The 22,530-nt window shown below is 55.0% G+C and carries 21 protein-coding genes; 6 read left to right on the top strand and 15 right to left on the bottom strand.

Annotation, left to right across the window (positions count from 1 at the left end; translation table 11 throughout):
- Positions 1–182: 182 nt before the first annotated feature.
- The 4 genes from bamJ to IEW06_RS08325 form a co-directional block, all read right to left on the bottom strand.
- Entirely contained in the window at positions 183–827 is a 645-nt protein-coding gene (gene bamJ / locus IEW06_RS08340) for a BamJ family beta-barrel-assembly machinery protein (protein ID WP_187732126.1), read from the bottom strand.
- Positions 828–1,109: 282 nt separating this feature from the next.
- On the bottom strand, positions 1,110–1,247 hold the full coding sequence (locus IEW06_RS08335) for a hypothetical protein (RefSeq protein WP_187732125.1): 138 nt from the start codon (positions 1,245–1,247) through the stop codon (positions 1,110–1,112).
- Between the two features lie 111 nt (positions 1,248–1,358).
- A complete protein-coding gene (locus IEW06_RS08330; protein ID WP_223284551.1) occupies positions 1,359–2,270 on the bottom strand; it encodes a polysaccharide deacetylase family protein in 912 nt (303 codons plus the stop codon).
- A gap of 25 nt (positions 2,271–2,295) precedes the next feature.
- Positions 2,296–3,354, bottom strand: a complete 1,059-nt coding sequence (locus tag IEW06_RS08325; protein ID WP_187732124.1) for an OmpA family protein — start codon at positions 3,352–3,354, stop codon at positions 2,296–2,298.
- Positions 3,355–3,572: 218 nt separating this feature from the next.
- Between IEW06_RS08325 and IEW06_RS08320 the strand changes: the two genes are divergently transcribed.
- Both IEW06_RS08320 and IEW06_RS08315 read left to right on the top strand, forming a co-directional pair.
- Positions 3,573–4,814, top strand: a complete 1,242-nt coding sequence (locus IEW06_RS08320; protein ID WP_223284550.1) for a DUF6807 domain-containing protein — start codon at positions 3,573–3,575, stop codon at positions 4,812–4,814.
- 39 nt (positions 4,815–4,853) lie between these two features.
- Positions 4,854–5,630: a cupin domain-containing protein gene (locus tag IEW06_RS08315; protein ID WP_187732123.1), complete on the top strand. Its 777-nt coding sequence runs from the start codon at positions 4,854–4,856 to the stop codon at positions 5,628–5,630.
- Between the two features lie 357 nt (positions 5,631–5,987).
- Here the strand turns inward: IEW06_RS08315 and IEW06_RS08310 are convergent, their stop codons facing one another.
- The 11 genes from IEW06_RS08310 to IEW06_RS08260 all read right to left on the bottom strand — a co-directional run bounded on the left by IEW06_RS08310 (position 5,988) and on the right by IEW06_RS08260 (position 18,404).
- On the bottom strand, positions 5,988–6,392 hold the full coding sequence (locus tag IEW06_RS08310) for a hypothetical protein (RefSeq protein ID WP_187732122.1): 405 nt from the start codon (positions 6,390–6,392) through the stop codon (positions 5,988–5,990).
- Between the two features lie 190 nt (positions 6,393–6,582).
- Complete coding sequence (locus tag IEW06_RS08305; RefSeq protein ID WP_188548026.1) at positions 6,583–8,382, bottom strand: peptidoglycan D,D-transpeptidase FtsI family protein; 1,800 nt, start codon at positions 8,380–8,382, stop codon at positions 6,583–6,585.
- A 390-nt stretch (positions 8,383–8,772) separates the two neighbouring features.
- On the bottom strand, positions 8,773–9,948 hold the full coding sequence (locus tag IEW06_RS08300; RefSeq protein WP_188548024.1) for an MFS transporter: 1,176 nt from the start codon (positions 9,946–9,948) through the stop codon (positions 8,773–8,775).
- A gap of 29 nt (positions 9,949–9,977) precedes the next feature.
- The gene (locus IEW06_RS08295; protein ID WP_187732118.1) at positions 9,978–10,301 is read right to left on the bottom strand and encodes a transposase; all 324 of its coding nucleotides are present in this window, start codon (positions 10,299–10,301) and stop codon (positions 9,978–9,980) included.
- Positions 10,302–10,349: 48 nt separating this feature from the next.
- Positions 10,350–11,375 (bottom strand): HEPN domain-containing protein, encoded by a 1,026-nt coding sequence (locus tag IEW06_RS08290; RefSeq protein ID WP_187732117.1) that lies wholly within the window; start codon positions 11,373–11,375, stop codon positions 10,350–10,352.
- 88 nt (positions 11,376–11,463) lie between these two features.
- Positions 11,464–14,961: a methylmalonyl-CoA mutase family protein gene (locus IEW06_RS08285; RefSeq protein WP_187732116.1), complete on the bottom strand. Its 3,498-nt coding sequence runs from the start codon at positions 14,959–14,961 to the stop codon at positions 11,464–11,466.
- Positions 14,962–15,036: 75 nt separating this feature from the next.
- Positions 15,037–15,411 (bottom strand): SMI1/KNR4 family protein, encoded by a 375-nt coding sequence (locus tag IEW06_RS08280; RefSeq protein WP_187732115.1) that lies wholly within the window; start codon positions 15,409–15,411, stop codon positions 15,037–15,039.
- A 42-nt stretch (positions 15,412–15,453) separates the two neighbouring features.
- Positions 15,454–16,056, bottom strand: a complete 603-nt coding sequence (locus IEW06_RS08275) for a Uma2 family endonuclease (protein ID WP_223284549.1) — start codon at positions 16,054–16,056, stop codon at positions 15,454–15,456.
- 42 nt (positions 16,057–16,098) lie between these two features.
- Positions 16,099–16,452, bottom strand: coding sequence for a hypothetical protein (locus IEW06_RS08270; RefSeq protein WP_187732114.1), 354 nt, complete (start codon positions 16,450–16,452; stop codon positions 16,099–16,101).
- Positions 16,453–16,640: 188 nt separating this feature from the next.
- Entirely contained in the window at positions 16,641–17,834 is a 1,194-nt protein-coding gene (gene fdhA / locus IEW06_RS08265) for a formaldehyde dehydrogenase, glutathione-independent (RefSeq protein ID WP_187732113.1), read from the bottom strand.
- 156 nt (positions 17,835–17,990) lie between these two features.
- Positions 17,991–18,404 carry a GlcG/HbpS family heme-binding protein gene (locus IEW06_RS08260; RefSeq protein ID WP_187732112.1) on the bottom strand — a complete coding sequence of 138 codons (414 nt, stop codon included), beginning with the start codon at positions 18,402–18,404 and terminating at the stop codon, positions 17,991–17,993.
- A 309-nt stretch (positions 18,405–18,713) separates the two neighbouring features.
- On the opposite strand from IEW06_RS08260, the gene lepA reads away from it, so the two are divergent.
- From lepA to IEW06_RS08240, 4 genes are all read left to right on the top strand, one after another.
- On the top strand, positions 18,714–20,501 hold the full coding sequence (lepA, locus tag IEW06_RS08255; RefSeq protein WP_187732111.1) for a translation elongation factor 4: 1,788 nt from the start codon (positions 18,714–18,716) through the stop codon (positions 20,499–20,501).
- A gap of 104 nt (positions 20,502–20,605) precedes the next feature.
- Positions 20,606–20,794, top strand: coding sequence for a hypothetical protein (locus tag IEW06_RS08250; RefSeq protein ID WP_187732110.1), 189 nt, complete (start codon positions 20,606–20,608; stop codon positions 20,792–20,794).
- Between the two features lie 16 nt (positions 20,795–20,810).
- The gene (locus tag IEW06_RS08245; RefSeq protein WP_188548022.1) at positions 20,811–21,722 is read left to right on the top strand and encodes a bifunctional 5,10-methylenetetrahydrofolate dehydrogenase/5,10-methenyltetrahydrofolate cyclohydrolase; all 912 of its coding nucleotides are present in this window, start codon (positions 20,811–20,813) and stop codon (positions 21,720–21,722) included.
- A gap of 198 nt (positions 21,723–21,920) precedes the next feature.
- The gene (locus IEW06_RS08240; RefSeq protein ID WP_223284980.1) at positions 21,921–22,523 is read left to right on the top strand and encodes a 7-carboxy-7-deazaguanine synthase QueE; all 603 of its coding nucleotides are present in this window, start codon (positions 21,921–21,923) and stop codon (positions 22,521–22,523) included.
- The last annotated feature ends 7 nt before the right edge of the window (positions 22,524–22,530 follow it).

Genomic DNA, 22,530 nt, shown 5'->3' with positions numbered 1-22,530 from the left:
CTTGTGTCTCCTTCTTGAACGACAACATTAAACGATTCGCAGCCAAGATGTTCAACTAAACAACGAGCAGACACAAGTATGTGTCTCTACATCGTTTTGATACATGTTAATAAGAAATGCAAAATTGCCCCCCAGCTGGCTAATACAAGCAGCTGGGGGGCAATTTTGATCAGAAGCAAAGCTTACTTATTCACCTTCAGCAGCTCCACATCGAAAATCAGCGCCGAGTCGGGGCCGATGTCGCGACCGGCACCACGCTTGCCGTAGGCTAAGTCCGATGGGATGTAGAGGCGCCACTTCGAGCCTTCGGGCATGAGCTGGAGCGCTTCTGTCCAGCCGGCAATTACGCCGTTCACGGGGAATGACGCAGGCTGGCCGCGCTGGTAGCTGCTGTCGAATACAGTGCCGTTGGTGAGCGTGCCGTGGTAGTGGGTGGTTACGTTGCTGGTGAGCGAGGGCTTGGGGCCGGAGCCTTGCGTCAGCACTTCGTATTGCAGGCCGCTGGGCAGGGTGGTTACGCCGGGCTTGTTCTTGTTTTCGGCGAGGAAGTCTTCGCCGGCTTGCTTGTTGTTCATGGCATTAGGGTCGTTTACGGTGCCGTTGCCGTCACCTTGTTGGTCGTCCTGGTCTTGCATTTGGCTCTGCAGCTGCTCCATAGCAGTGCGCATCTGGTCCTGCGTGAGGCGGCTGGGTTGTCCAGCCAGGCCTTCTTTCATGCTGCTGGCCAGCACTTCAATGTCGAGGTCAAGACCTTGCTGGGCAAAATTGCGGGCCAAATCGCGCCCAATGATGTAGCTGATTTGCTCCTTGAGGCTTTCTAAGTTCATAAATCACAGATAATGCTGATTGAGCAGATTTCACAGATTCCAACGTGAAATGAAATGCCAACGCAGCGGTGGAAGGGAAAACGAACGACCCGGCGGAGGCCGTTGCTACAGTGAAGTACCGAAAACCAGCTCGAATGGATGTGGTTTTTTTATTCTTCGCTACTAAACCCCTGATTTTGAAAGATGCTTTTTGAATGGGGCCAAACAAAACGGGTCCCGCTGTGCAGCGGAACCCGTTTCAACTAATCAAATAAACGTCGCCGTAATACGCGGCTGAGAAGCTTAGCAGTAGTAGCACTCTTCTTCGTCCCGCAGGTCGAAAAACAGGTTAAACTCCCGAACCTGCGCGGCCAAATAGCTCAGGGAACCAAGGCCCCCCAGCAATATAAGCGACGAAACGGTGGCGGTGCTTTTTTTCATGTCAATGGTGTATGTGGTACTCTATCAGTTTGTTGGGTACAAAGGTAATACGTAAATGCTATAAATATGTTATGCAAGCATAACTAATTTGTTATCAAATCAGCTCTTGTGTCATCCGCGCGGCTTGCTGGCTGCTTTGGCTTGCTGGCTGGTCTTTATCTGCTCTGCTACCTCCACCATGGGGGCCACCCAGATATTCTTTTCATTGGCCTTGAGGTAGCGCAGCAGCTGGCGATGCGCTTTCAGATCTACGTTCAGACTGTGCCCGCCGCCCACGCCGTGGAACAGAAACACCAGTACCGTGCGCGACTGCTGCGCTTTTTTTACTAGGTCAATCAAATATTCGCCCGATTGGCCATTGATCATATAGCTGTCTATGTTGGTCAGGTCTACCTGCGCGGCTGTTTGCAGACCACTGGTAACGCCCCGGGCGGCCACGAAATCGTTTTTGAGCTGGTCGTAGAATTTGACGCCGCCGATGTGCAGGTCGCCGCACGGGTAGGCAAACGTGCGGGCGGTTTTGCCGTCGATGGCCATCAGCAGCGTGTTCATCGTCCGCACTTCGCTTACCGCCCGGCTCACGGTGTACTTGCTCAGGTCGTTGTCGGGCGTTACGAAGCTGCGGCCGGGCTGGCTGCCGTCGCAGGGATGCATAAGCGCGTGGTTGCCAAGCTCATGTCCGCGCTGGGCTGCTTGTCGCCACTCATTCAGCCGCTTGCCCACCACGGGTGAGGAGCCAATCAGGTAAAATGTCCCCCGCAGCTTCAACGAGTCGAGCGCCGGAATAGCGTTGTCCAGGTCGGCGTCGATAGCATCGTCATAAGTTAGTACCACGGCGCATTGCTTGCTGTTCCAGCTGTTGGCAGACTGGGCGAAAGTGGTCGATTGACTTGCCAGTAGGAGAGAAGTCGCGAAGGTTAACGGTTTAAATAGGCGCATGCGCTGGGCAACTAGATTGACGGTGTCGGCCATTGCCTGGAGCCCCAGGACGGCCATAAGATGAGCGTATGCAAGCCTCAGCATACAGACTCAGGAGGTACTTCCAAACTTATCTGACTGCTTCCACCTCCACGCGCCGGTTGCGGGCGTCGGGTGACTTATAAAGCGGGCGTGAATCGCCGAAGCCGGCTGTGGTTATGCGTGCGGCAGCAATACCGGCTTTCACCAGGTAAGATTTCACAGCCTCGGCGCGCTGCACCGATAGTACCTGGTTTTTCTGGGGCTCCCCGATTTTGTCGGTGTGGCCAGATACGCGCAGCTTTAGTGTCGGGCGGGCCTTGAGCTCGGCGGCTAACTGATCGAGGGCCGGTATGGCGGTTGGCAGCAGCTCGGGCGTACCCAGCCTGAACAACACAGTGGGCAATACTATCGGCTTGACCGAGGGAGCCAGAATGGGCGCCGCTGGGCGCACCGTATCAGGCGGGGCGGGAGCTGGGGCAACGGCTACTGGCTTGGGAGCTTCCGTATCACCTACGGTAATAGTAATAGGTACCACCGGGCTCTGACTGGTAGCAAAATAGCCCTGCGTGAGGTAGAAGGTGGTGGTCTTACTGAGCTTGGTGCGATACGTATTGCCGGTAGCTACACGCTGTTTCAAATCAGGGTCGGCGTACCAGCGCACGTCCTGGCCCGATACGCGCAGGGTGCTTTCCGTATTGGCCGGCACTGTGGGCGACGATTTTAGCTTGATGCGGTACAAGGTAAATGTCCCCACGTCGCAGTCGCCTACCGGGCGGTAGGTCGCATTGCCCACCAGCTTTTCCTGATTCGGGTCGTAGGTAAACGTGATGGAGCCGTCGCACCAGTAAGTCCAGGGCGTCTGGCCCGTTTCGCTCAGCTTTCGGGTATGGGTCAGGCTGACCCCGTCTTCCGTACGCGCGCCCTGCATTTCAAACGTCACCGTCATGGCCGGCTCGTTGCCTACTTCCTGATACAGTACCCCAAATATCTTGGCGTCTTTATTTTGCTGCAAGCGAAGCACGGCTGGCCAGTTGCCTTCTTCTCTGGGGTCGGTTTCAACGCCCTGCCACTCGCCCGCCAGCGATTGGGCCCGCGCAGGCCCGGCAAGCACGAGGGCTAGTATGCCACACCAAAAGCTGAATTTCATGCCTGTATACCTGAGTTTAGCTTATTCATGAATGATAGATACGAAGCTTCTATAAGAAGGTGAGGGGCACCGGTAAGTTGCTTCTAACGCCCGACTACCGCAAGTTTAGTATACTGTGTCCCCGATTGTCAACAGGCTTAAACTCGTCCGGTCTTTGTTGTCTGGGGGGCTTTTTTGCCTGATTTCTCAATCCTTACTCCAACTTCAGCACTATGAAGATGATGAAATTCTGGCTGCTACTGGTGTACACTGGCCTCAGCACCAGCGGATTTGCGCAGCGCTTGGCAACGCTGGAAGTAACCCTACCGCGCTCCAACCACCAGCAAAGTGCCCCGGTTCAGGTAAATCTTGCTGGCCTCACTTCCCTCTCAGATTCAAACCTGAGCCTGGTAGAAGTGAGGGGGAATACCCGTATCTCGGTGCTTTACCAAATTGAGAAAACCAAGGAGCGTATTCTTCATTGGAACGTTGAAAATACTGATACTAAAACCACCAAGCGCACCTACGAGCTCAGGCTCGGGGTTAAGGTAAAAACGCCCCCCACCGTCAAAACCGTTGATAAAAACGGCACTTTGCAGGTGCAGGCCAACGGTAAAGACCTGCTTCAATACAACTACCGCACGGTGTACCCGCCCACCGGCATCGATACGGCTTTTAAACGCAGCGGCTTTATTCATCCACTATGGTCGCCCCGCGGGCAGGTGCTCACCCGCATTCAGGCCCCCGACCATTACCACCACTACGGCATCTGGAATCCCTGGACGCACGTGCTATTCGAGGGCGATACCGTGGATTTCTGGAACCTGAAAGACCGCAAAGGCACCGTGCGCTTCGCTGGCGTAGTTTCCAAAACCAATGGCCCCGTGTTCAGCGAGTATCAGGTAAAGCAGGAGCACGTGGCGTTTAAGAAAGGCGGCAAAGAAAAAGTAGCCTTGAACGAGTTGCAATCGGTGCGGGTATATCAGCCCGGCAATGCCGATTACTACATCGCCGACGTGACCATCAACCTCACGTGTGCCAGCGCCAGCCCGGTGCGGCTGCTCACGTATCGGTATGGGGGCTTCGGCTGGCGGGCTACCGAGAAGTGGAACAAGGACAACAGCGAAATCCTGACCTCGGGGGGAAAAACCCGCAAAGACGCCGACGGCTCCACGGCCCGCTGGTGCATGGTGCAGGGCCAGCTGGACAACGACTACGCCGGGGCCGTGATGATGTCGGCGCCCACCAACTACAACCACCCGGAGCCGCTGCGCGTGTGGCCCGAAACGCAGAATGGCAAGGGCGACGTATTCGTGAACTATTCGCCCACCAAAAACAAAGACTGGCTCCTAAGCCCCGGCCAAACTTACACGCTGCGCTACCGGCTGCTGGTGTTCAACGGCCGCTACACCCACGAGCAGGCGGAAAGCAGCTGGCAGTATTTCAGCCAGCCGCCCACCGTTTCCGTCAAGCGTAAGTAATGATATCCGATCTTAACTCCTTCTGCCAACTATCTACCTATGAAAACTGCTTTACTTATTGTAGGAGCTCTGTTAGTGGGCAGCGCCGCGCCAACTGCCGATCTGCCATCCGCGGTGTACAAAGGCATCAGCCGCCCCACGGAAAAAGGCAGAGAGCGGGTCCAGTTTATAAAAGGCAGCACCCTTGATTTGACCCAACTGGAGGTGTACACGTTCACCCTGAAAGCTGGACAGGCAAATCAGGCTCAGCCGGCGGCCACCGATGCAGAGGAATTAATAGTAGTGAAGGAGGGAAGCCTCGCCGCCACCATTCAGGACTCCACCAAAATCCTCGGCCCCGGCGGTGTCATGCTGATTGGCGCCGGCGACAAACAACGTTTGCGCAATGTGTCGGGGGCGCCTACCACGTATTATGTGCTGCGCTACAAGTCGAAAGACGGCGTAGACCGTCAGCGGGCGCAGGCGGGCGGCGGCTCCTTTATGAAGGATTGGGGCCAGTTTACAGTCGTGAAAACCGATAAGAAGGAAACGCGTCCCGTCTTCGACCGGCCATCGAGCATGTTCAGGCGGTTCGAAGTGCACGCTACCATGCTCATGCCCGGAATTGCCAGCCATCCGCCGCACACGCACCGCACCGAGGAAATCATTCTGATGACACAAGGCAGGGGCGAGATTCTGATCGATAAGAACGCGCACAAGGCCGCGGCGGGCGATGTCGTTTTTCTGGAAGCCAACGTACCTCACGCCTTCACCAATACCGGAAAAGCACCTTGCGGCTATTTTGCCATTCAATGGCACAGCAACGCGGAAAAGTAGTTGCCCCCTGACTTAGACTGCCCACAGAATGCCTTGGGGGCAAATTCAATGGATATTATTCGAATCGACTGCGCTAATCAGCTGATACTGTAACAGCACCTGATTTGCCTTGCACTGACGGTAATAGCGGGGGCCAGGCTGCACAGAAACAAGCCGAAGTGCTGGCTCTGGGAGCTATCAACGCGAAAACGGGTGCGGCTGGCGATTGTGTTGCTGACCGCAAGGTGCGGTCCGTTTAGAACCCGTGGTGGTCGTTGGGCAGGAAGCGGTGAGTCAACTAGATTAGTGCTTCCACTAGCGCCGGGGGGCAAATTTCAACTGTAATACGCCGACCACAGTGAGTCTGGGGGGCAAATCTTACTGTGTCCGCAGCCAATTCTGGGCCGCGTCTAGGTCGTCGAAAAGGTAAATGTCGAGCTGGTCGCTGATGCGGTGCTGAAGGTCTTCGATGGATAGCTGCCCGAACACATCCGGTGACACTATCTGCCCGATGGAGCGCAGTCCGGCGGCCATAATCAGTGGCGTCCAGACCTGCTGAATCCAGTCGTTGGCCTCCAGGAACGTGCCCACCAAGTCGCGGTGGTCGTTGAGCAGCTTCGGGCAAGATTGGCGGCGCATCATGTCCAGATAAGTCAGGCCGCCGTCCATCACGGTACCCAGGGTCTGACGACCAAACCAGTGCGCGTGAATCCAGTTTTCGTCCTGGTCATACCGCACCGTGAGGTAAGTGCTGCCATCGCCACGGCGCAACGTAGTTATCATAACTATAGATAGGGTAGAAGGTCACTTTTCACTTCCGCAGAGGCGCAGGCTACAATAACGCAGGAAGGTCTGGATGGTTCTGGGGGGCTTTTTTGACACCAGAAAGCGTCCGTTATCTCTAAAACGGAAGCCATAGTCGGGAAGGTGGAACTACTGAAGCTTCTTCTCTTCTGCCGGCGTGGCTGGCCGGTTAATAACCGCGCCGCGCCCGTTGCTGAATGCGTGCTTCCCACTTTTTACGGCGGGGGGCAATTTCGCCGCGCAGGTATTTCTCCATTACCAGAACAGAGTAGGGCGCGGCCGCCGTGGCCCCGAAGCCCGCATTTTCGAGGTAAACCGCCACAACTATCTCCGGATTCTCGGCCGGGGCAAAGCCCACGAAAGCGGCGTGGTCGTCGTCGCCATCATTTTCAATGGTGCCGGTTTTGCCGGCTACCGTAATGCCCACATCGGCCAGACTGGAAGTTTCGGCGGTGCCCCCGCGCTCCATCACGGCCACCATACCCGGCAGCAGCGCGGCGAAGTGAGTGCTGTCGATGAGAGTGTAGCGCTTTTCGGTAAAGCGCGGCAGCGGCCCATTATCTCCCACATTGCGCACCAGGTGGGGGGTGTAGTACCAGCCTTGGTTGGCAATAATGGCCGCCATATTCGCCATTTGCAGCCCCGTCAGGTTGATTTCGCCCTGCCCGATGCTGAGGGAATAAATAGAGCGATATGTCCACTTAGTGGTGCCGCGGGCCTTGTCGTAATACTCGGGAGTGGGCAGAAAGCCGGGTGCCTCGCGCGGCAAGTCTACGCCCATCACCGAGTCTACCCCAAACGAGCGAACATAGCGGCGCCACATGGCTAAATTGGCATGGCGGGCGGCCACGGAATCCTGGCCCAGGCTATCGGGCACGAAGTTGATGAGATTCCGCATTACCTGATAGAAATACGGGTTGCAGCTGTATTGCAGACCCATCGTCAGGTCTTTGGGCTGAGGGTGGCGATGCACGCAGCTGAGCAGGGTCTGGTCGCAGCGGAAAGCGGTGGTGGGGGTAATGGCCCCCAGCTGCAACGCCACCGCAGCATTTACCAGCTTGAATACCGAGCCGGGCGGATTGGCCAGCGTAGCCGGCCGGTTGATCAACGGCATTTTTTCGTGTTCCAGCAGCTTGGCGCGCACCAGGGCCTGATCAGGGGCGGTGATGGTGGCCGGCTTGTACACGGGGCCCGACACGTAGCACAGAATCTCGCCGGTGCGCGGGTCTAGGGCAACTAGGTAGCCTTTGCGGCGGCCCATCAGTTGTTCGGCGTAGGCTTGCAGTTTTACATCAATGGTCAGGTGCAGGTCCTGGCCTTGCTGAAAGGCTGTATCAGGCGCCCAATTGCCGTGCGTTTGGCCCAGCGAATCGACCAAGGGGTGCAGGTAGCCCCGGTTGCCGTTGAGCAGACCGTTGTAGTAGGTTTCAATACCGCCGTTGCGCAGCTCATAAAAGCGGCCGCGTCGGTAGCGCTTGGCTTGTTTAAAGAAGGCCTGTGCTTCGTCGCTTTTGTACCCCAGGAAGTGGGCGCCCACGCTGGTGGTGTAGGTACGCTGGGGGCGCTCCGTTAGGGTCAGCTGGGGCCAGTCCTTGCGCTGGCGGCGCACCCGTTTGGCTTCGCCCGCGGTGAGGGTGAGCTCAACAGGGTAGCCGGCTGGCATGTCTTCATAAGGCAGGGCATCGGCAATGCGCTTGCGGGTGGCAATTGGCCCCCAGCCAAGTAGTTGGCCAAGCGCTAGGGTATCGAGCGGGGGGCGGCGCGGCAGCTTCAGCAGATAGTGGGTGCGCGTAGCCACCAACACTGAGTCGTTGCGGTCGATAATGCGACCTCGCTGCGGCACTTCTGGCAATACCACGCGGCGCTGAATGTAGCGCACGCTCGTATCTGTTTCCTGAGTTAATACGCCAGGCTGCTGTTCTGGTGATGAACAGGCAGCCAGCGCTAATAGCACTGTTAGTAGACTCATTTCCCAAATAGAAATATTTAAAGGATTGCGCATCAGGGTGAACGTACGAATTTACCCAGCGCCTAGATGTGCGTTCCGACAAACTAAGTTCGTCGTTACTTAAACCACATCGGAAGCACCATCGGCCTTAAGGCTCACCACATTAAAAACTTAACTAACCTAAAATTTCAGGTTGAGTAATTTAGAATATTCTGCGCGTCAAGCCAACGACGAATCATTTCGCGTGGTGTTGTTGCCACAAAATAGGCGGTCATGCAGAGCGGAGCGAAGCATCTCGCGTGCTGATGTAGGATTACTAACCTCTCGTCAGCACGCGAGATGCTTCGCGTTGCTCTGCATGACGTTCGGGGGACGAGACTAGCGAGCCCGGCAACCTCTTACCTTTCACTACTACGCAGTAGCTGGCTCTGGCCGGCGACCTAATTGCGCCAACAAACCCAGCGCCGGACCAACTGCAAGAATCAGATAGAGGTCGTAGGAATTTACAAAACCAGAGAGCCAGTTTGTAAACTGTATGCTGGCAACGGTGATGGCAAATCCTATACAGTTCACGATGGTCAGGGCGGTGCCGCGGGAAGCGTCGGGCGCGTTTTGCGCCACCAGGCTGGAGAACATGGGCGAATCAGCCACGACCACCAGTCCCCAACAGAATAGAAAGCTCAGAAAAAAGCCCCCCGAATGGCTGCGCAGCACCAGCGGCGACACCAGGCAGCACAGCCCCGACAAAGCCAGCGCCGTAGTAGCTATGGTGTGGGGGGCAATTATACGCGAGAGTAGCCCGCTACCCATGCAAGCCATGCCACCCGCTCCAATCAGCAGAAACGACAGCAACGACACCGGCAAGTTGGCGCCGCGGTGGACGCTATTGTAGGTCGTCAGCATCAGCGGTAGAAAGGCCCAGAAGGTGTACAGCTCCCACATATGGCCAAAATACCCGAAGGCGGCGGCACGGAAGCGCGGCAACCGAAAGCCGCTCAGAAAAGCGGTGAGTTGCAGGCGTTGCCCGGTGCGGCGGTACGGACCGTCGGGTACTAGCAGGAGCATAGCCAGGCCACCGAGCACCGCCAGGCCCGAGGTAGCCAGCGCCACGTATTGCCACGGCAGCTGCGCCGTCACACTCTTCAGCAGATGTGGGAAAGCCGTGCCCAGCACCAGCGCCCCCACCAAAAAACCCAACCATTTGCCCAAGCCCGTCTGCGCGTAATCGGCGGCTATTTTCATCCCCACCGGGTAAATGCCCGCCAGGAAAAAGCCAGTTAAAAACCGGAAGGCGAGCAAACTGCCCGCTTCCACACTAGGGAGGTTAATGCCCAGGTTGCACAGCGCGGCCGCCAAGGCACTGAAGAAGAACACCCGCGACGGAGAGAAGCGGTCGGCAATGGCTAGCAAAGCAAATACCAGCGTGCCGGAAATAAACCCTAGTTGGACAGCGCTGGTCAGATGGGCTACAAAGGTGGGTGGCTGCTGTAAGGTGGCCGCCAAATCCGCCGCTATGGCATTGCCCGCAAACCAAAGCGAAGTGCATAAGAACTGGGCCAGCACAATGACAGGTAAAATTCGGGGCATAGGGGAGAGGGTGGAGTTTGGGGGGCTTTTTAACCAATTAGCAGCACATCTAGCAAGCCAGGCCGGTCAGCATAACTGCGGGCGCTGCTGTAAAGAAAATCCTCCGGCACGTCCACAAAACCGGCTACAACTGGGTTGCGGTGCAAGTAGCCAAGACGTTGCACTTGAAGTTGATTGGAGCGCAGCTCGATGGTGTGGTTGTCTTGCTGCCAGAACTGACATTGCTCGTTGTGCGCGTTGCGTTGCCCAGCCCGCTCAAACATCCATAGCATCCACTCACGTCGACTTTCCTGTTCATTTTCTTGAATGGCTTTGCTGCTGCTGCGGCAGTAGTGGTTCAAACTCCACTTCAAAGCTAGTCACGAGCTACAAGCTCGCGCTAGTTGGGTGAGTTATTTAAATTAATTCTCTAAAAGCCAATTGATTATAGATAGCTTTCCGAGCTGTAGAATTTCAGTTCTAGTAATTAATTCTTCATGTCTGATTGTTTGCTCAACATCTGCAAATAATAATTCGCTTTGGAGTTGTTTGCCTGTATGTACGATTTTAGATCTTAAGGCATAATATTTATTGAATTTTTTCTTATTTGACTGCGTGTCGCCGATATACTTTAATAGATAGTCTCTAAATTTTTTGGATATACTAAATCTTTGCTGTCCACACTCTCGACATCTACATGGGTCAACTCCATCGTATTCAAGATTGACCATGGTTTCTAAAGACGTAAAAGAGGATAATAAAGAAAGCGTTTTTCTTGTATTAAATAATTCAACGGCAGATGCTGTATAAGAAATAGCAGCATTAACTGAATTAGCTGCATTTCCCTCTAAATTAAAATAGGAATCAAGTAAGTAATCAAGTATAGATGGAAACTGTATATCTGTGTACCAATCAGAGTCTAAGTGAGGCTGGTCAAGATAGTAATCAGGGTAGTCTACTGTTTGAATAGGGTTAATAGTTATCTCAGTAAATCCGCTTATTTTTAAGTCATCAGGCATGCCTGGATAAAAAAATATACCCATAGACCATTTAGATGATGCGGAATTTAGATCTTCTCTTGGTATAGTGTTGTCAGTGGGCATACCCCAAGAACCATCAATTCCTTTATAGGTAAAAAATATATTGTTTGTAAAAGTGGTCAGCAAAGAAAGTATTTTCTCCTCCTTGGTAATTGTTGTAGCAGTCAAGGTTGCTAACTCATTCATTAATCCATTGTCGTCGTAATCTTCATCGTCATCACCAAATAATTTAGTGACTTTATCATTTTCATCGATCCAATATTCTAATATATTAGGGAAATGTCTTTGTAATTTATTTTTAGGAGTTCTTTCAAAATCCATTGGGAAAACTTGAAAAATATCTTGATATCTGTAATAGCCGCCCAACGGAGCTTTTGTGAAAAAAATTGATCTTCGAAAGCTTTTCATAGAAACATTAAAATAATGATAGGCTAATGCAACCGGGGGTCCGATAGTTGCATTAGCCTATAATGTATACCTAAAACGTTACGATCTTTTACATATTCCGTCGATATTGCCCCCCAACCTCAAACAGGGCATTCGTAATCTGCCCCAGCGAGCAGAACTTCACCGTTTCCATTAGCTCCTCGAACAGGTTGCCATTCTGCACGGCTACTTGTTGTAGCTGCTTCAGGCGCTGCTCCGTGGTGCCTTCGTTGCGGGCGTGGAGGTTGTTGAGCATAGCTATTTGATACTGCTTTTCCTCTTCCGTAGCACGGATAACCTCGGCGGGCAGCACCGTGGGCGAGCCTTTGGAGGAGAGGAAAGTGTTCACGCCGATGATGGGGTACTCGCCCGTGTGCTTGAGCATCTCGTAGTGCAGGCTTTCCTCCTGAATCTTGCCGCGCTGGTACATGGTTTCCATGGCGCCCAGCACGCCGCCGCGCTCCGTGATGCGGTCAAACTCCAGCAGCACCGCTTCTTCCACCAGGTCGGTTAGCTCCTCAATGATGAAGGAGCCTTGCAGCGGGTTCTCGTTTTTGGCCAAGCCCAACTCCCGGTTGATGATGAGCTGAATAGCCATGGCCCGGCGCACCGATTCCTCGGTGGGCGTGGTGATGGCTTCATCGTAAGCGTTGGTATGCAGGGAGTTGCAGTTGTCGTAAATGGCGTAGAGGGCCTGCAACGTGGTGCGGATATCGTTGAAGTCGATTTCCTGGGCGTGCAGGCTGCGGCCCGACGTCTGGATGTGGTACTTCAACATCTGGCTCCGGGCGTTGGCGTTGTACTTCAGCTTCATGGCCTTGGCCCAAATGCGGCGCGCCACGCGGCCAATAACCGCGTACTCGGGGTCGATGCCGTTGGAGAAAAAGAAGCTCAGGTTTGGCGCGAAGTCGTTCACGTCCATGCCGCGGCTCACGTAGTACTCCACGAAGGTGAAGCCGTTGCTCAGGGTCAGGGCCAACTGGGTGATGGGGTTGGCGCCGGCCTCCGCAATGTGGTAGCCCGAAATACTCACCGAGTAGAAGTTGCGAACCTTCTCCTTAATAAAGTACTCCTGCACGTCGCCCATGAGGCGCAGGGCAAACTCGGTGCTGAAGATGCAGGTGTTCTGGGCCTGGTCTTCCTTCAGAATATCGGCCTGCACGGTGCCGCGCACCTGGCTCAGGGTGCGCGCTTTAATGGTGGCGTACACATCGGGGGGCAAAACCTGGTCGCCGGTCACGCCGAGCAGCATCAGGCCGAGGCCGTCGTTGCCGGCGGGCAACTCGCCCTGGTAGCTAGGGCGTACCACGCCTTTCTCCTGATAAATCTGGTTGATCTTGGCTTCAACTTCCTGCTCCAGCCCGTGCTCCTTTATATAAAGCTCGCACTGCTGGTCGATGGCGGCATTCATGAAGAACGCGGCTAAATGAGCGGCCGGGCCATTGATGGTCATGGACACCGACGTGCTGGGGTTGGCCAGGTTGAAGCCGGAGTACAGCTTCTTGGCGTCGTCGAGGCAGCAGATGCTCACCCCGGCGTTACCGATTTTGCCGTAGATATCGGGCCGGTGGTCGGGGTCTTCGCCGTAGAGCGTCACCGAGTCGAAGGCCGTGCTCAGGCGCTTGGCGGGAAGGCCCATGCTCACGTAGTGGAAGCGCCGGTTGGTACGCTCGGGGCCACCTTCGCCCGCAAACATACGGGTGGGGTCTTCGCCCTCGCGCTTAAACGGAAACACGCCGGCCGTGTAAGGAAACTCGCCGGGCACGTTTTCCTGGAGCTGCCAGCGCAGCAAGTCACCCCAAGCCGTGAAGCGAGGCATGCTCACTTTCGGAATCTGCTGGCCCGACAAGCTTTGGGTGTGCGTCTGGATGCGAATTTCCTTGTCGCGCACCTTAAAGATGAACTCGGGGGCCTTGTAGGCGGCTACCTTCTGCGGCCAGGTCTCCAGGATTTTCCAGTTCTGACCATCGAGCCGGAGCTTGATTTCCTGGAATGTGCTCTCCAAACCGGCCACGAGTGATCCGGGGTCGGTTCCGTTGCTGCTGCTCCCGCTGCCGGCACGAGATCCGCCGGACTGGAGGCTTCTAACGGCGTTGAGGCTTTGGTCGAGGCCGTAAAGCTGCTGGGCCACTTCGGCTTGCTTCTGTACCCAAATATCATAGTTGCGGTTGGTTTCAGCGATTTCAGATAAGTAACGCGTGCGGTGGGGCGGAATGATGTAAATCTTCTCTGAATCCTCCGTGGTGGTAGCGAGCTGGGAGGCAAATGTGGCCCCCGTTTTCTTCTCCAACATGCTCAGCACGGCCCGGTACAGGCGGTTCATGCCGGGGTCATTGAACTGCGAAGCGATGGTGCCAAACACGGGCAGCGAGTCCAGGGGCTGGTCCCAGAGGCCGTGGTTGCGCTGGTACTGCTTACGCACGTCGCGCAGCGCGTCGAGGGCGCCGCGCTTGTCGAATTTGTTGAGAGCAATAACGTCGGCGAAGTCCAGCATGTCGATCTTCTCAAGCTGGGTGGCCGCGCCGTACTCCGGCGTCATTACATAGAGGCTGGCGTCGGAGTGCTCGATGATTTCGGTGTCGGACTGGCCGATGCCGCTGGTTTCGAGGATGATGAGGTCGTAGTTGGCGGCGCGCACCACGTCCACGGCATCCTGCACGTACTTGCTCAGGGCGAGGTTGCTCTGGCGCGTAGCTAGGCTGCGCATGTACACCCGCGGCGAGTTGATGGAGTTCATCCGAATCCGGTCGCCAAGCAGAGCCCCACCGGTTTTGCGCTTGCTGGGGTCTACGGAAATAATGGCAATCGTCTTCTCGGGGAAGTCCATCAGAAAGCGCCGCACCAGCTCATCTACCAAGCTCGACTTACCCGCACCACCCGTACCCGTAATACCAAGGATAGGAGCGGTGCGCGTTGCTACTTCTGTGTCGCTGCTGCCAGCTTGCTGGGTGGCGCCGTTGCCGCTGTGGGGGGCTTTTTCTTGCTGCTGAAACTCGGCGACGAGCTGACTCTTCACGCGCTCAAACTCCTCGGGGAAGTTTTCGGCGGCCGAAATCAGACGACCAATGCTGCGGGCGTCTTTTTCTTTTACGTGGCTTACCTCACCGTTCAGGTTCTGGCCCGTCGGGAAGTCGCAGCGCTGCAAGAGGTCATTAATCATGCCTTGCAAACCCATAGCGCGGCCGTCGTCGGGCGAGTAGAGGCGCTCAATTCCGTAGGCTTGCAACTCGGCAATTTCGCTGGGCAGAATCACGCCGCCGCCGCCGCCGAAGATGCGCACGTGGCCCGCGCCGCGCTCCTTCAGCAGGTCGTGCATGTACTTGAAGTACTCGTTGTGGCCGCCTTGGTAGGAGGTAATGGCAATGGCCTGAGCATCTTCCTGAATGGCGCAGTCCACAATTTCCTGCACGGAGCGGTTGTGGCCCAGGTGAATGACTTCGGCACCGCTGCTCTGAATGATGCGGCGCATAACGTTGATGGCCGCGTCGTGGCCGTCGAACAGGGCCGCCGCCGTCACAATGCGGATGTGATGCTTTGGTTTATAGGGAGCTACTGGAGCAACTTGCATAGCGGGTGGAATGGGGTGGGGTAAGAGGGGCTAAGGTACGAAAAAAGCCCCGGCGCGGTAGCGGGGGGCTCTTTGTTACCAAGGCACTTGTAAGTATTCAATCAGATCCTTAAGCGACTTTCCTACATAGATAGCATCATCAGGAAGACAACCGATATAAGGGATAAAGTAAACGCTTCCACTTTGCTTTTCGATTGCACAAGCTTCGCCACCTCCATCAGTTCCTATCAGAATAAAGTTTAGATAGAACTCATCGGCATTGTAAGCCCGATTCAGTTCAAGTACCTCAACGATTGGCCACAATTCTAAATACTTTCCGTCTTCAAAATCGAAGACAAGATCATGAGTCTTTGAAAGCTCGTTTATGTACCAATCTGGTAATTTAAAATCTAGTGTTTCCAGTACGCGAGTAACAACTTCAGGTGTAGGAGCTGAATTTGGTTCATCCATCTAGTTTTGATTCTACTTAAGAATTACGCAATGGTGGCGAACTTACCGCAGCTCCGTTAGCCGCAGCCGAAACCCCGGCAGCACGGTTTCACCGGAGAGCTCGTTGTCAAAGCCTTGTACAACATCCGGATCCGACTGGCCGGGGCGGTAGATATAGGCGGTTTCGGTTTCCGGTACAATTAGCCACGCTAGTTGGGCACCGTTGCTGAGCCAGTTCAGCATTTTGTCTTGCAGCGTTTTCGTGGAATCAGTGGCCGACTTCAACTCCACTACAAATTCCGGGCAGACCGGCGCGAATTTATCTTGTTGCTCCACGGTCAGAGCATTCCATTTGGCCGCTGAAACCCAAGAAGCATCCGGCGAGAGCACGGAGCCATCGGGGAGGGTGAATCCAGTGTTTGAGTCGAAGTATTCTCCGAGCTGGGAATGCTGTTCACACCATTTGCCCAGTAAAAAAGTGAGGCGGGCGTTGCGTTTGCCGGAGCGGCTGCCAGTGGGCGACATAATGACGATTTCGTGGTTGGCCGTGCGCTCAATGCGCAGGTCGGGGTGCTGCTGACAGAAGTCGAAAAACTCGTCGTCAGTCATGCGCTCTAGATAAGAGCCCCCCAGAAGTATGGCGCCTGATTCAAATGGATTACGCATAAGCTAAAAGTACGCAAAATGTGCGCGGAAAAAGCCCCCTGCTTACTTGGCCGCCTTCGCCTCCAGCGTTTGCAGCAGTTCGTCAGCCGCTTTTTCAATATCGGTGTAGCCTTGCTGGGCGGCGCGCTCTTTGGCCGCAATCAGGCCGTCGCGGTGCACGGTTTTGAAGTCGCCGTAGGGAAAGTGGTAGCGGCCTTTGGTGTCCTCCGCTTTACTCATATCCAGGCCCAGGTGCCACTGACCGTACTCCTCTATTTCGTGCTTGCTGAGGTAGTTATTTTGGGCGTTGGTATTAGGGTTGTGCTCACCCCAATGAGCTTGGTCGTTCTTATAATGGCCGTCTTCAATAAGGCGCTTGGCAAATTGGACGGCCGCTGGATTTAAGGTAAGGCTCATAATGGGAGTGAGGTAAAGTGAGAAAAACCAGACCATTTACCCACTTTGATACGCCACCCCAGCTGGGAGGTTAAGTTGTGCTTGCCCTCTGCTGATGTTTACTCAGCTTCCGTTTTAATAAAAAAAGCCCCCCAGAATGTATCCGGGGGGCTTTTTTAGGTGAGCTTGTGCTAACTGAACTAACCGCCTTATGCCGGGATCAGGTTGTGCGGGTTGATAACAAACTTCTTGGCCACTCCGCTGTCAAACTCGGCGTAGCCTTCCGGAGCTTGGTCGAGGGTAATAATCTCCACGTTCACGGCCTTCGCAATCTGTACTTTATCGTACAAAATAGCCTGCATGAGCTGGCGGTTGTAGCTCATTACGGGCGTTTGGCCGGTGTGGAAAGAGTGACTTTTGGCCCAGCCTAAGCCAAAGCGAATGGAAAGGCTGCCCTTTTGAGCGGCTTTGTCGGCCGCGCCGGGGTCTTCGGTTACATACAGGCCGGGAATGCCGATGGAGCCCCCGGCGCGGGTGATTTCCATGAGGGAGTTGAGCACGGCGGCCGGTACTTCCTTCTTGGAATCGGAGCCGTGGCCGCTGGCCTCAAAGCCCACGCAATCGACGGCGCAGTCAATCTCGGGCATGCCCAGAATCTGGGTGATTTGCTCCGTGAGCGTGGCGTCGAGGGTCAAGTCCACGGTTTCGCAGCCGAAGGAGCGGGCGTGGGCCAGGCGAGCTTTGTTCATATCGCCCACAATCACCACGGCCGCCCCCAACAGTTGCGCCGAAGCGGCCGCGGCTAAGCCCACCGGGCCGGCACCCGCAATGTACACCGTGGTGCCGGGCCCAACGCCAGCTTTCAAAGCACCGTGGAAACCCGTCGGGAAAATGTCGCTGAGCATGGTCAGGTCGCGGATTTTCTCCATGGCCTGATCCTTATTCGGAAACTTGAGCAGGTTGAAATCGGCGTAGGGCACCATCACGTACTCGGCCTGCCCGCCGACCCAGCCACCCATATCCACGTAGCCGTAGGCGCCGCCGGCGCGGCCTTCGTTTACGGTCAGGCAGATGCCGGTTTTCATTTCCTTGCAGGTCCGGCAGCGCCCGCAAGCCACGTTGAATGGTACCGACACCAGGTCACCTTTCTTCAGAAACTCTACATCGGCCCCGGTTTCAATGACCTCGCCGGTTATCTCATGGCCCAGCACCAGGCCGGCGGGTGCCGTGGTCCGGCCGCGTACCATGTGCTGGTCGGAGCCGCAGATGTTGGTAGATACTACTTTCAAAATCACCCCGTGAGTGATGGTGCGCCCCTTGGGGTTCTTCAGCTTGGGAAAGTCGATGCTTTGCACTTCAACTTTGCCCGGCCCCAGGTACACGACGCCGCGATTGTCTGCCATAGTTATAAAGGTTGGTTTTGGAGGTGGAGATTGGATGCCGCCGCCAGAAGCTCCGCGCCAGCTTGGAGTAATCGAACAAAGAGCAAAAAAGCCCCCCAGCGTAAGAAATACAGGCTTGGGGGGCTTTTTCGCTGATTATCAGGTCAAGGCTACGTGTTATTCCTTCACTGCCTGCACGGCGTCGGCACCGGCCTGGGCTACCGTATGATCGTTCTCCACGGTGTCGCCCGATACGCCTATAGCGCCGATTACCGCGCCTTGATTATTTCTGATCGGGATGCCGCCGGGGAAGGTTATTAGTCCATTATTGGAGTGTTCGATATTATAAAGCGGGCCGCCGGGCTGAGAAAGCTTGCCGATTTCGCCGGTGTTCATATCGAAGAAGCGGGCGGTTTTGGCTTTCTTAATCGAGATGTCGAGCGAGCCGAGCCAGGCGTCGTCCATACGCAGGAAGGTCACGAGGTTGGCGCCGCTATCCACGATGGCAATGTTCATTTTTACGTTGTGCTGCACGGCTGCTTCGTGGGCGGCGGTGAGGGCTTGTTGGGCTTGCTTGAGGGTAATGCTCATGGAGAGGTGTTGAGGTTAGAATAGTTTGACTACTCTAACAACAGTATTTCTGGGCATTTGTCATACCCAATGAACTAGAATGAGATGATGTGGGTATGAAATGAGAGGATAGTAGGGATGGATTCTGCCTGGGTGCCACTGGATTTAGCACCAATGAATCAGGCTTCAGGGTCCTGAGGCTAAATAGTCGAGCTTTCGTTATCTATTTGCCCCCTAGCTTGCTTACTGCTATCCTCGGGGCCGGTTACGGCGCTCAGATAGCTTTTCCGCCCCTCGTTGCCTACCTTTGTAGTCGTAAAACCCTCGCCAGTGAAGCATATCCGCAATTTCTGCATCATCGCCCACATCGACCACGGGAAAAGTACCCTGGCTGACCGCTTGCTCGAATTCACCAGCACTGTTTCTAAGCGCGACATGCAGGCTCAGCTACTCGACAACATGGACCTGGAGCGGGAGCGGGGCATCACCATCAAGAGCCACGCCATCCAGATGCAGTACCCCTACAAAGGGGAAGTGTACACGCTCAACCTGATTGACACGCCCGGCCACGTCGATTTTAGCTACGAAGTAAGCCGCTCCATTGCCGCCTGCGAAGGCGCTTTGCTTATCGTTGACTCGTCGCAAGGTATTGAAGCTCAAACGATTTCCAACCTGTACCTGGCTATCGGAGCCGATCTGGAAATCATTCCGGTGCTTAATAAGATCGACTTGCCTCACTCCATGCCCGAAGAGGTTAGCGACGAAATCGTGGACCTCATCGGCTGCGACCGGGCCGATATTATCCCCGCTTCCGGCAAATCTGGTATCGGCATTGAAGCTATTCTGAACGCCATCTGCGAGCGGATTCCGGCGCCCAAAGGCGACCCTGAAGCCCCGCTGCAAGCCCTTATCTTTGACTCCGTTTTCAATTCCTACCGTGGCATTGAGGTTCTGTTCCGCATCAAGAATGGCACTATGCGCAAGGGCGACAAGCTCCGCTTCATGGCCACCGGCAAGGAATACGGCGCCGATGAAATCGGAATTCTGGGCCTCAACCAGGAGCCGCGCCAGGAAATGGGTGCCGGAAACGTAGGCTACCTGATTTCGGGTATCAAAGAAGCCCGCGAGGTAAAGGTCGGCGACACGATTACGCACGTTGCTAGGCCCACGCAGGAAGCCATTCACGGCTTTGCCGACGTGAAGCCGATGGTATTTGCCGGCATTTACCCCGTGGACACCACCGAGTACGAAGAGCTGCGCTCGTGCATGGAAAAGCTCCAGCTCAATGACGCCTCGTTGGTATGGGAGCCCGAAACCTCTGCGGCTCTGGGCTTCGGTTTCCGCTGTGGCTTTTTGGGCATGCTGCACATGGAAATTGTGCAGGAGCGCTTGGAGCGGGAGTTCAACATGACCGTGATTACCACCGTGCCCAGCGTACAGTTTCACGCCACGGGTACCAAAGATCAATTGCTGACCATCAACGCGCCCTCCGAAATGCCGGAGCCGAACCTGATCAAGCACATTGAGGAGCCCTTTATCAAAGCTCAGATTATTACGGCTGCCGACTACGTGGGGGCCATTATTACGCTGTGCATGGAAAAGCGCGGCATCATTAAAGGCCAGAGCTACCTGACTTCCGAGCGGGTAGAAATGAACTTTGAGCTGCCGCTGTCGGAAATCGTGTTCGATTTCTTCGACAAGCTTAAAACCATCAGCCGCGGCTATGCTTCGCTTGACTATGAGCTGATTGGCTTCCGCGAGTCGGACATGGTAAAGCTCGACATCATGCTAAACGGTGAAAAAGTAGATGCCTTGTCGGCCATCGTGCACCGCTCCAAGAGCTACGAGTGGGGCAAGCGCATCTGCGAAAAGCTCCGTGAGCTGCTCCCGCGCCAGATGTTCGACATTGCCATTCAAGCCAGTATTGGCCAGAAGATTATTGCCCGCGAAACGGTGAAGGCCCTGCGCAAAAACGTAATTGCCAAGTGCTACGGCGGCGACATCAGCCGCAAGCGCAAGCTGCTCGAAAAGCAGAAGGAAGGCAAGAAGCGGATGCGCTCAGTGGGCTCCGTGGAAATTCCACAGGAAGCCTTCCTGGCCGTACTGAAACTCGACTGATTAAAGATTGAAACGCGCCTCATGGGGCGCGTTTTTTATGCTTGCTTACTTCATTTTTCACCCATACACTTCCTGACAAGCCGTTGTATGAAACCTTCAAACCAATGGCTAACAAACTCACCGAGAACTGTACCACTGAAGTACAGCTAGACAAGATTATCAAAGGACAAGAGCGCAAGTTCCGGTGGCGCGACGATTGGCCCACGATGGAGAAGGAGCTTCAGGAGTCCGGCGCCGCCGCTATTGCTGCCCACAACGAGTCACGCAAGACCAAGACTGTTTCACCAGAATAACCTCGCTGATATTCGCATGACCACTGCCCCCGAAGCTACGAGCTACAAACTCATCGACGGCAAGAAAACCGCCGAAGACATTAAAGTAGAAATTGCCGCCGAGGTTGAAAAGATAAAGGCCGTGGGGGGCAAAATTCCCCATTTGGCCGCTATTCTGGTCGGCCACGACGGCGGCTCCGAAACCTACGTGCGCAACAAGGTGCTGGCCTGCGAGCGAGTCGGCTTCGAGAGCACGCTGTTGCGCTATGAGGACGACATTACCGAAGCGGAGCTGCTAGCGAAAGTTGAGGAACTCAACCACGATGACCGCATCGATGGCTTCATCGTGCAACTGCCACTTCCAGCTCACATCTCTGCTGACAAGGTTATCGAAACCATTAAGCCGGAGAAGGACGTGGACGGATTTCACCCCATGAATATCGGGCGTATGGTGGCGGGGTTGCCTTCCTTGTTGCCGGCTACACCGTCAGGAATCGTAGAGCTACTCAGCCGCTACGGCATCGAAACTAGCGGCCAGCATTGCGTGGTTATTGGTCGTAGCAACATTGTGGGTACGCCTGTTAGTATTCTGCTTGCTAAAAACTTAGATACGGGAAACTGCACTGTTACTTTATGTCACTCTCGCACTCGCAACCTGGCCGAGATTGTTCGCACTGCCGACATCGTGGTGGCTGCGATTGGCCGACCTGAGTTCGTGACGGCTGACATGGTGCGGCCGGGCGCTATTGTAATTGATGTGGGTACTACCCGTGTGGCTGATGCTAGCAAGAAGTCAGGGTTTACGCTGAAGGGTGACGTCGATTTTGCTGGTGTAGCACCTAAGACCTCTTACATCACGCCCGTACCAGGTGGGGTAGGACCAATGACGATTGCTATGCTCTTGCTCAATACATTACGGGCCGCCAAAGGAGAAATATACGCCCGGTAGAATCCTATTCTGCTGAAATAAAGCTTTTAAAGTCCGGGTGGTTATACTACTTTTAAAAGTGGGTACGCGGAACGGAAGACGAGCGCAATAGCGTTTGAGCATCCGGGCCGTGGGCCTGGCTTACTTTTTATTTTACCATATTTTACTGTTTTGCTGCACACAATTCCCCTTATGGCCGGCTCGGCGTCGGTGGCGCCTATGCATGCCGCGCTGCCCTTGATGGAGCAGTTCTATACCATTCAGGGAGAAGGCTATAACACAGGCCGGGCCGCTTATTTTATTCGCCTGGGCGGCTGCGATGTAGGGTGCCACTGGTGCGATGTGAAGGAGTCGTGGGATGCTAGTCAACACCCACGCGTTGAGTTGGCTGATATGGTCGCGGCGGTGAAGCAGCACCCCGGCCGCAACGTGGTAGTGACGGGTGGCGAACCCTTGATGCACGACTTAACGCAGCTTACGGCTACGCTGAAAGAAGCCGGCTGCCAAACCTGGCTCGAAACATCAGGTGCGTATCCGCTAACCGGCGATTGGGACTGGATTTGCGTTTCGCCCAAAAAATTCAAGTCTCCATTGCCTTCAGTGCTACAATTGGCTCATGAATTGAAGGTAGTTGTGTTCAACAAGAGTGATTTTGCATGGGCTGAAGAGCACGCCGCGCAAGTAGGCACGCACACCCGCCTGTACCTGCAACCCGAATGGAGCCGCGCCGCACAGATGACCTCACTTATTGTGGACTATGTAAAGCAAAACCCACAGTGGCAGGTGTCTTTACAGACGCATAAATACCTCGATATCCCGTAGCTTCCAG

It is taken from the genome of Hymenobacter qilianensis (assembly GCF_014638675.1).
GTDB classification, from domain to species: Bacteria; Bacteroidota; Bacteroidia; order Cytophagales; family Hymenobacteraceae; genus Hymenobacter; species Hymenobacter qilianensis.
Note: the sequence above shows the minus strand (reverse complement) of the source record. Positions and strands in the feature narration are given on the sequence as shown.